This window comes from Limnomicrobium aquaticum (assembly GCF_040545545.1).
Lineage (GTDB): Bacteria > Pseudomonadota > Alphaproteobacteria > Rhizobiales > Rhizobiaceae > Ensifer_A > Ensifer_A aquaticum.
Genome location: NZ_JBEPMB010000011.1, coordinates 70,385 through 80,099 on the forward strand (window position 1 = coordinate 70,385; position 9,715 = coordinate 80,099).

The 9,715-nt window shown below is 58.9% G+C and carries 8 protein-coding genes and 1 pseudogene; 3 read left to right on the forward strand and 6 right to left on the reverse strand.

Annotated elements, in window-relative coordinates:
• Nucleotides 1-39: 39 nt before the first annotated feature.
• From ABID16_RS21945 to hutI, 6 genes and pseudogenes are all read right to left on the reverse strand, one after another.
• Nucleotides 40-1,020, reverse strand: a pseudogene (locus ABID16_RS21945) (IS5 family transposase).
• Between the two features lie 87 nt (nt 1,021-1,107).
• Nucleotides 1,108-1,704, reverse strand: a complete 597-nt coding sequence (locus tag ABID16_RS21950) for a HutD/Ves family protein (protein WP_435532462.1) — start codon at nt 1,702-1,704, stop codon at nt 1,108-1,110.
• A 62-nt stretch (nt 1,705-1,766) separates the two neighbouring features.
• On the reverse strand, nt 1,767-3,440 hold the full coding sequence (gene hutU, locus ABID16_RS21955) for a urocanate hydratase (protein WP_354558512.1): 1,674 nt from the start codon (nt 3,438-3,440) through the stop codon (nt 1,767-1,769).
• 12 nt (nt 3,441-3,452) lie between these two features.
• A complete protein-coding gene (gene hutG, locus ABID16_RS21960; protein ID WP_354558513.1) occupies nt 3,453-4,253 on the reverse strand; it encodes an N-formylglutamate deformylase in 801 nt (266 codons plus the stop codon).
• Nucleotide 4,254: 1 nt separating this feature from the next.
• A complete protein-coding gene (gene hutH, locus ABID16_RS21965) occupies nt 4,255-5,790 on the reverse strand; it encodes a histidine ammonia-lyase (RefSeq protein WP_354558514.1) in 1,536 nt (511 codons plus the stop codon).
• On the reverse strand, nt 5,787-7,013 hold the full coding sequence (gene hutI, locus ABID16_RS21970; RefSeq protein WP_354558515.1) for an imidazolonepropionase: 1,227 nt from the start codon (nt 7,011-7,013) through the stop codon (nt 5,787-5,789). The genes hutH and hutI overlap by 4 nt, the downstream gene beginning before the upstream one ends.
• Before the next feature lie 117 nt (nt 7,014-7,130).
• On the opposite strand from hutI, the gene ABID16_RS21975 reads away from it, so the two are divergent.
• The 3 genes from ABID16_RS21975 to ABID16_RS21985 all read left to right on the forward strand — a co-directional run.
• The gene (locus tag ABID16_RS21975; protein ID WP_354558516.1) at nt 7,131-8,495 is read left to right on the forward strand and encodes a formimidoylglutamate deiminase; all 1,365 of its coding nucleotides are present in this window, start codon (nt 7,131-7,133) and stop codon (nt 8,493-8,495) included.
• 58 nt (nt 8,496-8,553) lie between these two features.
• A complete protein-coding gene (gene hutC / locus ABID16_RS21980; protein WP_354558522.1) occupies nt 8,554-9,273 on the forward strand; it encodes a histidine utilization transcriptional repressor HutC in 720 nt (239 codons plus the stop codon).
• A 29-nt stretch (nt 9,274-9,302) separates the two neighbouring features.
• Nucleotides 9,303-9,715, forward strand: a 413-nt coding sequence (locus ABID16_RS21985) for a thiamine pyrophosphate-binding protein (protein WP_354558517.1), incomplete at its 3' end; no start/stop codon positions are given.

Here is a 9,715-nt window from a genome sequence, read left to right on the forward strand (position 1 = left end):
CTCAGATTCCGGACGAGATAACCCTACCCTTGGGATTTATCATGCCACGCGCTTGAACTCGGGGCGGCCAAGGTCGGTCATCTGGTTGAGGGCGCGGACGCCGGTCTTTGCTTCTGTCGTCTGATTGTCGAAGTTCCTCGACTTGAGTTTCGACCCGATCACAGTCTTCCACCGGCCCATCTGGGTCTCGATCCGGCTGCGCTTGTTGTAGCCGGCGGATTTCTGCCATGCGATGCGGCCTTTGGCTTCAATTTCGGCGATGTGGCGGTCACGTACCGTTGGGTCCTCTGCCGATTGCGGGCTTTGAACTGCGGTCTTGGGAGGCGGAATGATGACCTTGATGATCTCACCAAAGCGCGTCGCCAGCAGGTCACGGGTTGGCGCTCCATCATAGGCACCATCGGCGACAAACTTGGCAACAGGACAATCGATCTGATCGAGAAGATCAGGTACGGCAGTCGGATCGCCAACATCATCCGTGGTCAATTCGGAGCAGATGATCTCGCCGCTGACAAGATCAAGCCCAAGGTGAAGCTTACGCCATCTCTTGCGTTTCACGTTGATCTTGTGCTTGGTTTCCAGCCACTCACCCTCACCGAAGACCTTCAGGCCTGTGCTGTCGACCACAAATGGGCCGGCTCCCGGCAAGCCGTCCGGCACCGCACTGGCGGCAATACCAGCCCTTTGCCCCGGCGCGACAATGCGGAGAAATCCGGCACGGCAATTTCAACCCCCCATCAGTGTCGCGATACTGCGCATCAGGCCTTGGGTTTGACGTAACGGCTGATCGTAAACAATCCGCAGGGCCAGACACATCATAATGGCCAGGTCCGAATATCTCGGCTGTCCACCACGCGATATCCGGCGCGGTGCTGACCATTGAGAAAGCGCTTCATCACTGATCCTGACCGTCAAATCACCACGTCGGCGAAGGCTCTCATTATACGTCGGCCAATTCGTGACCTTGAATTTCTGCTTGGGTATCTTGTGCCGACGGTCTTCATTGTGCTTATGCGGCATCCAAAATATCCTGCGGTCAGAAACCGCCGCCCAATATCAGATCAGCTGCGATCCACGCAATAGCGCCGCTGGCGGGCCTATATAGGCTCAAGACAGTGAAAATCGGGCGAGATAAATGCGCGCGCCTCTGGTCAGGGCAAAGGCGAGCGAGGCCGACTGTGCACTATCGACAATCATCGTCTGGCCCTTTTCCAGAAGGGCCGAATTGCCGTTCGCATCGATATTGGCAGTGCCTGTATGGCAATAGGCAACCAGAATGGTCCAGGCATGCCGGTTGATAACGCGCGCGCTTGCCGTCATCATTTCAATGCTGTGGCTACATGTGCCGCGCCGGGTCATGACGTTGAAATCGGTGAGCTTGCCATCAATCAGCCGCGCATGGGTCGGCTTGTCAGCGGCAAAGCCGTGTGGTGGGGTGTCTCTGGTCAAAAGCGCTGCGGCTTGGCCTTCAACAAACAGCTCAAGCCCCTTGCCATCAAGAACAGATAGCGTGCGATCTATGCCGGGGAAGGATGAAAAGGGGCCGTCTTCGCTGACGGTTGCCATGCTGATGCGCCAGTCGAAGTCCTCAACCGTTGCAGCATCGGGAGAAATGGCGATTTCGACCGTAACGCCTTTGCCGTTTTTCCATGTCATCTCCCGATAATCGTCGGGGCGCAGGATTTTGATGTTCGGCTTGGCCATTGCGGGTCCTTGATATTTCAGCACCCCGGCGCTTTGAAAAACCGGGGTGCTGGAGATTGATCTCAGTTGCCGAGAATTCCCGGCAGACGTAGCCCCTTTTCGCGGGCACAATCAAGCGCAATGTCATAGCCGGCATCGGCATGGCGCATGACGCCGGTTGCCGGGTCATTCCAGAGAACGCGGCCAACGCGTTCTGCGGCTTCATCCGAACCATCGCAGCAGATGACAACGCCCGAATGCTGCGAGAAGCCCATGCCAACGCCGCCGCCATGATGGAGCGACACCCAGGTAGCACCCGATGCGGTGTTCAAAAGCGCGTTCAGGAGCGGCCAGTCGGAGACGGCATCCGAACCATCCTTCATGGCTTCCGTTTCGCGGTTTGGCGAGGCAACGGAACCCGAATCCAGATGGTCGCGGCCAATAACGATGGGCGCACTCAATTCGCCAGTCTTGACCATTTCATTGAAGGCGAGGCCGAGGCGATGGCGATCACCCAAACCAACCCAGCAAATGCGGGCAGGCAGGCCCTGAAACGCGATGCGTTCGGCTGCCATATCGAGCCATTTGTGCAGATGCTTGTTGTCGGGCAGCAGTTCCTTGACCTTGGCATCCGTCTTGCGGATATCTTCCGGATCGCCAGACAAGGCCGCCCAACGGAACGGGCCAATGCCACGGCAAAAGAGCGGGCGGATATAGGCAGGCACAAAACCGGGGAAGGCGAAGGCATTTTCAAGTCCTTCATCAAAGGCGACCTGACGAATGTTGTTGCCATAATCGAAGGTCGGGATGCCCATATCCTGAAAGGCAATCATGGCTTCGACATGTTCGCGCATCGAGGCGCGGGCGGCCTTTTCGACAGCCTTCGGATCGCTCTCGCGCTTGGCTTTCCATTCGCCCATCGTCCAGCCCTTGGGCAGATAGCCGTTGATCGGGTCATGGGCTGAGGTCTGGTCGGTGACCATATCGGGGCGGATGCCGCGACGGACCATTTCGGGCAGGATATCGGCGCAATTGCCAAGCAGGCCAACCGATTTGGCTTCGCCTGCCGCCGTCCAGCGATTGATCATTTCCATCGCTTCATCCAGCGTCTCGGCCTTGGCGTCGACATAGCGGGTGCGGATGCGGAAATCGATTGAGTCAGGATTGCATTCAACGGCAAGGCAGCAAGCGCCAGCCATCACGGCTGCCAGCGGCTGCGCGCCACCCATGCCACCAAGACCACCGGTCAGAACCCATTTGCCGGTGAGATCACCATTATAATGCTGGCGGCCAGCTTCGACGAAGGTTTCATAGGTGCCCTGCACGATGCCCTGTGAGCCGATATAGATCCAGGACCCTGCGGTCATCTGGCCATACATCATCAGGCCCTTCTTATCCAATTCGTTGAAATGGTCCCAGGTGGCCCAATGCGGCACGAGGTTTGAATTGGCAATCAGAACGCGCGGCGCATCCTTATGGGTGCGGAAGATGCCGACCGGCTTGCCAGACTGGACTACCAGCGTTTCGTTTTCTTCGAGATCTTTCAGGCTGGCAACGATCTTGTCGAAATCGGCCCAGGTGCGGGCAGCGCGACCAATGCCGCCATAGACCACCAGCTCATGCGGGTTTTCGGCAACTTCCGGGTCAAGATTGTTCATCAGCATGCGCAGCGGCGCTTCTGTCATCCAGCTTTTGGCATTGAGTTCAGTGCCGCGCGGGGCGCGGACGTCACGGATATTATGGCGCGGATTGGTCATATCGGTTCCCGTTTATTTCGCAAGGTCAGCGGCGATTGTTGCCAGCCGTTCAAGGATTGTTTTCAGGTGCAGTCTCAATGCGTCGGCTTTTTTCAGATCATAGGCAAAGGGCGGTGTTTCGGTGGTGAGATGGGTCGACTGGGCAAGCTCCATCTGGATCGCGTGCACACCTGTTTCAGGCTTGCCATAATGCCGCGTCGTCCAGCCGCCCTTGAACCGACCGTTGAGGATCGATGTGTAGCCGGTGGCAGCACCGGTAACGTCCACAACAGCCTTTTCGATGGCCGCATCGCAGGTCTTGCCCATATCGGTGCCGATATTGAAATCCGGCAAATTGCCCTCAAACAGGAAAGGGATATGCGAGCGGATCGAGTGGCAATCATAGAGAATGGCCACGCCATGGATCGATTTCACGCGTTCAATCTCGGCGGCAAGGGCTGCATGATAAGGCGCATGAAAACCTGCCAGACGTTCGGCGGTATCTGCCTCCGTTGGCTCCGCCCCCTCTTTCCAGATGGGAAGATCGTCAAAATCCGTCTGCGGCACAAGGCCGGTGGTGTTCTGGCCCGGATAAAGGCTTGCACCCGACGGATCGCGGTTCGCGTCGATCACGTAACGGTGGAAGGTCGCCCGCACCGCTGTAACCTCCGGCAACAGGCCATCATAAAGGTCATGAATGTGCCAGTCGGTATCGGCGAGCAGTCGGCCATTGTCATTCAGCCGGTCCCAGATGGCGGGCGGCACGTCGGTTCCGGTGTGCGGAAAGCCAAGAATGATTGGCGATGAGCCTTGCTTTGTTTCAAAGACGCTCATCTCAGCTCTCCAGAACCGGCAAAATGCCGGGGACAATGGCGGAATTCAGCGCGCCGCTGGCGATCAGTTCGGCCGCGGTTGCAAGGTCGGTTGCCATATAGCGGTCCGTCTCCAGCGTCGGAATGAGCGAGCGGATGACGGCCATGACCTTCAACAGTTCCGGGCTCGTTGCCAACGGTGCGCGGAAGTCGATGCCTTGGGCAGCCGTCAGCGCTTCAATGCCGATGATGGAAAACAGATTATCGGTCATCTGCAGAAGGCGGCGCGCACCGTGGCAGGCCATGGAGACATGGTCCTCCTGATTGGCCGATGTCGGGGTGGAATCCACCGAAGCTGGATGCGACATCTGCTTGTTTTCGCTCATCAGAGCGGCAGAGGTAACTTCCGCAATCATCAGACCGGAATTGAGACCCGGCTTTTTGGCAAGAAACGCAGGCAGGCCGAAAGACAGCGTCGGGTCGACCAGAAGCGCAATGCGGCGCTGCGCAATCGCGCCGATTTCGCAAACGGCAATGGCAATCTGGTCGGCTGCAAAGGCCACTGGTTCCGCATGGAAATTGCCACCGGAAACGACGGAATTATCAGAGAGCACCAAAGGATTATCGGTGACGGCATTGGCTTCGATTTCGAGCGTCTTTGCCGCCATGCGCAAAACATCAAGGCACGCGCCATCGACCTGCGGCTGGCAGCGGATGCAATAGGGATCCTGCACGCGCTCATCACCTTCGACATGGCTGTTGCGGATGACAGAGCCTTCAAGCAGCGTTCTGAGGGCTGCACCCGCATCGATCTGGCCCTTATGGCCGCGAAGCGTATGGATATCGGGGTGGAAGGGCGCAGACGAGCCCATGGCGGCATCGGTTGACAATGCGCCGGTGATCAAAGCGCTCTGGGCTGCACGATGCGCCCGGAAGAGACCGGCCAGCGCAAGCGCTGTCGAGGTCTGCGTGCCATTGATCAGCGCCAGACCTTCCTTGGCGGCAAGAATGATCGGGGTGAGGCCAGCTTTTGAAAGCGCCTCCGCGCCGCTCATCCGCACGCCCTCAAACGTCGCCTCGCCATGGCCCATGATGACGGCGGCCATATGGGCAAGCGGGGCGAGATCGCCCGATGCGCCGACCGAACCCTTTTCGGGAATGACGGGCACAACGCCGCGTTCCAGCATATCTTCAATCAGCGTGATGATCGACAGCCGGATGCCCGACGCACCGCGTCCGAGCGAAATCAGCTTCAGCGCCATGATGAGGCGCACGATATTTTCGTTCAAAGGCTGGCCGACGCCGCAGCAATGGGAGAGGATCAGATTATGCTGAAGCGTTGCCACATCGGCAGCATCGATCTTGATCGAGGCCAGTTTGCCAAAGCCGGTATTGATGCCATAGACCGGCGCATTGCCAGCGGCAATTTCGGCAATCCGTGCGGCGGCCTTTTCGATGCCGGGATAATAGGACGGATCGATCCGCACCGGCTCTCCGGTCCAGTAGAGTATTTCGAGTTCGGCAATGGAGACTTGACCGGGCTTTAGCGTGATGGTCATCGATCGATCCTCTTTCCTGTAAAATACCGCGCATGAAGCGGGTTGAATCCGATGCGGTAGACAAGCTCCGCCGGGGTCTGGGCATCCCAGATCGCGAGATCGGCTGACTTGCCGACCTCCAGCGTTCCGGTTGATCCGAGAAGGCCGAGCGCGCGGGCAGCTTGCCGCGTAGCGCCAACCAGGCATTCCTCGACAGTCAGCCCGAAAAGCGTCGCCGACATGTTCATGGTCAACAAAAGCGAGGTCAGCGGCGAGGTGCCGGGATTGCAGTCGGTGGCAATCGCGATGGGAACACCAGCCTCCCGCAGCGCCGTGACCGGCGGCTTCTGCTTTTCATTCAGCGCATAAAAGGCACCGGGCAGAAGCACAGCAACAGTGCCCGCCGCAGCCATTGCCTTCGCGCCATCGTCATCGAGATATTCGAGATGATCGGCAGAGAGCGCGCCATAGGAAGCGGCAAGCTTGGCACCACCGAGATTGGAAAGCTGTTCGGCGTGGAGCTTGACCGGCAGATCGAGCGCTTTTGCCTTGTCGAAGACGCGGGCAATTTCGGCGGTCGAAAAGGCTATGCCCTCGCAAAAACCATCAACCGCATCGACCAGACCTTCCGCATGGGCCATTTCCAGCCCCGGCAGAACGACCTCGGTGATATAATCGCCATTGCGGCCCTTATAGTCGGCAGGCGTTGCATGGGCAGCAAGATAAGAGGTGATGATGCGGACCGGGCGGAGTGTTGCGAGCTTGCGCGCAGCGCGCAGCATGTTGAGTTCGGCCTCGATAGACAGACCGTAGCCGGACTTGACCTCGACCGTTGAAACACCTTCCGCCAGAAGATGATCAAGCCTTGGAAGTGCAGCCTCGGCGAGTTGATCGACGCTGAGCGCCCGTGTCGCCGTCACCGAAGACACAATGCCGCCGCCCGCGCGGGCTATGTCTTCGTATGTCGCGCCTTCAAGACGCATCTCGAATTCCTTGGCACGATTGCCGCCAAAGACGATGTGGGTGTGGCAGTCAATCAGCGCGGGCGTGACCAGTCGTCCGCCAAGATCGATGACCTCCGCGCCCGATGTGAATTCGCTCGGCATGTCGGCGCGAGGCCCCGCATAGAGGATCACCCCGTCGCGCATGACAACGGCACCATCGGCGATGATGCCAAGGCCCGAAGCCCCCTCAGACAGGGTGGCCACTATGGCATTCTGGAGAATTTGAAACGGCTGCGGCATGAGCTCGAAATTTCCGGTTCGTTTGTTGCAACTCTCGTCGTGTCGGTATATGTATATACATAATATCAGACCATGCAAGTGGTCTTGCACAATTTTGCTGCGGCTTGGAGAGGTGACATGAGAGTAGTTTTCGCGAAAAAAGCACTTGTCGGCGATGGCTCAGGCGGTGGCTGGCAAGAGAATGTGCGCATCACGATCAACGGCGGAAAGATCGCTGCAACCGAGACTGGCACAACGCCCGGCCCGAATGACGAGCACCACGATTATCTGGTCCCCGGCATGGGCAATCTCCACAGCCACGCCTTCCAGCGCGCCATGGCGGGTCTGGCCGAAATGCGCGGGCCTGGGGCTGACAGCTTCTGGAGCTGGCGCAATGTCATGTATCGCTTTGCACTCTCGATGAGCCCGGATGATGTCGAGGCGGTTGCCGCTCAGCTATATGTCGAGATGCTGGAGGCGGGCTTCACGCGGGTTGGCGAGTTTCACTATCTGCACCATGATCCCTCTGGAAATGCATATGCCGATATCGGCGAAATGGCGGGGCGGATTGCCGCCGCTTCCAGCCAGACCGGCATTGGATTGACCCTGTTGCCAGTCTTCTATGCCCATTCGGGCTTTGGTGGCGGCGCGCCTGTCGATGGCCAGCGCCGGTTCATCAATTCAGTCGATGGTTTTGCGTCCCTGATGGACAGCGCACGCCGCGCCATTGCGCCACTCAGCAATGCCCGCATCGGCGTTGCGCCCCACAGTTTGCGCGCGGTGACGCCAGAAGAATTGCCGCTGGTCGTGGCGCTGGCTGAAGGCGGCCCCGTGCATATTCATGTTGCCGAGCAGGTCAAGGAAGTCGAGGACTGCATCACCTGGTCCAAGGCCCGGCCCGTGGAATGGTTACTGGATAATGCCAACTTGAATGATCGCTGGTGCCTGATCCATGCAACACATATGACAGAGGATGAAACGCGGCGCATGGCGCAATCGGGTGCCATTGCCGGCCTCTGCCCGATCACCGAGGCCAATCTCGGTGATGGCATTTTCAACATGACAACCTTCATGGAGGCAGGCGGACGTTTCGGCGTCGGGTCTGATTCCAATGTCCTGATCGGTTTGCCTGAAGAGCTGCAAATGCTCGAATATTCGCAGCGCCTCCAGCACCGCGCCCGCAATGTGATTGCCGAACCGATGCATTCAACGGGGTTGAAGCTGCATGACATGGCAACGAAGGGCGCGGCAGTCGCCCTCGGCGTTGAGGCAGGTCTTGCGGTTGGCCATCCAGCCGATTTCGTCAGCCTGAAACAGCGCCATTACGATGCGCCGGTGGATCAGTTGCTTGATCGCTGGATCTTTGCCGGTGGTGCCGCGGTGGACTGCGTATGGGTCGCGGGTGAAAAGCGGGTCGAGGGTGGGCGGCATGTGGCGCGCGCGGCAATCGGCAAACGCTTCTCGTCCTGCATGCAGCAATTGGCAGCAGGTTTTACGGCCTGATGCCCGATTTCGCGATCAAGAAGGGATTTGCACGATGATGGACAGCGCAGAAACTGCCCTGGCGGCCACGGGCGATCTTTCGCTGCATCAGCAGATCGTCAATGATGTCGAGGCGAAGATCCTTGCGGGCGACTGGCCGCCGGGCCATCGCGTGCCCTTCGAAATGGAGCTGGCCGAGCAGTATAAATGTTCGCGGATGACCGTGAACAAGGCGATGTCGCAGCTTGCCAGGGCGGGGCTGATCATCCGGCGCAAGAAATCCGGCTCCTTCGTCTCCTTGCCCCAAGTGCAATCAGCCGTTCTCAAAATTAACGAGATCCGCTCGGAAATCGAAAGCCTGGGCAAGATCTATCATTACGACCTGCTGGAGCGCAGCCTGCGGCGCGCCAATGCCAATGATCGCGCCCATCTCGACATGAAAGACGGCAAGGTTCTGCATCTACGCAGTCTCCACCAGGCCGGCGACCGGCCTTTCTGCCTGGAAGAACGCATCATCAATGTGGCCGAAGTCCCCCAATCTCTGGAGGAAAGCTTTGCAACGACAGCACCCGGCGGCTGGCTCTTGCAGCAGGTGCCCTGGAGCACCGCCGAACATACCATTCAGGCGATCAACGCCGACAGCGAAACTGCCAAACGCCTCGCCATCGCCGAAGGCACCGCCTGCCTCGTCATTGAACGACGAACCTCCAGCAACGCCGCCCACATCACCCATGTCCGCCTGACCTACCCCGGCAACGCCCACATCCTTGTCGCCCGGTTCACACCCTCGCAATCGTGACGTTTGCTGGTACCACAGAGCTGCCTCTGATGGATGCACTGCTGGATACGCCTGCCATCAAGTATATTCTGGCGTTGCGGGAAGCCTCCGCAGTTGCGATGGCGGATGGGTATGCCCAGGCGGCCCGGCGGCCCGCATTCCTTAACCTTCACACGGCCGGTGGACTGGGACACGGCATGGGCAATCTGCTGAACGCCGCCGTATCTCAAACGCCTATGGTCGTGACGGCGGGACAACAGGATTCGCGACATACCGTCACGGATCCGCTGCTGTTCGGCGATCTCGTGCGCATCGCCGAACCTGCTGTGAAATGGGCCAAGGAGGTGACGACCGCAGATCAGTTGCCGATCCTCGTGCGTCGCGCGTTCAACGACGCGGGTGCGGCGCCCGCAGGACCCGTCTTCCTCTCCTTGCCGATGGACGTCATGGAGGAAATGAGCAC